A 381-nucleotide genomic window follows, 5' to 3' on the forward strand; every position below is an offset into this window, starting at 1 on the left:
AGCTTGTGTCGCCCGCCAATTGCACACGCGTGCGCGCGCCAGATGCCGCCAGTTCGGGCGACAACGCCGACCAGTGGGCATGCAGCTTGCCGTCATCGCTCGCTTCCACTTCGGCTGTCGGTACGGCATCGAGCGGAATGTCGAGCACGCGAAAACGAAGCGCATCGCTCCACGGGCCGGTTTTGCCGTCCGCTGCCACCGAGCGCACACGCCACCACCATGTGCCAGCCGTCAACGGCCTGGTCAGACGCACGTCCTCGCCATGCTGCTGAACGGCCGGCGAGGCAAAGCTCTCGGTGCCCGCCACTTCCATGTCATAGCTACCAGCATCGGACACGACAGCCCATGCAAATGCCACGTCCCCGCTGCGGTAGGTCCGGC

At 65.9% G+C, this 381-nt stretch carries 1 protein-coding gene; it reads right to left on the reverse strand.

Annotated elements, in window-relative coordinates; all coding sequences use genetic code 11:
* On the reverse strand, nt 1-337 hold a 337-nt coding region (locus FOE67_RS31085; protein WP_228474405.1), incomplete at its 3' end, for a hypothetical protein.
* Nucleotides 338-381: the final 44 nt, after the last annotated feature.

This window comes from Streptomyces calidiresistens (assembly GCF_014141525.1).
GTDB lineage: Bacteria > Actinomycetota > Actinomycetes > Streptomycetales > Streptomycetaceae > Streptomyces > Streptomyces calidiresistens.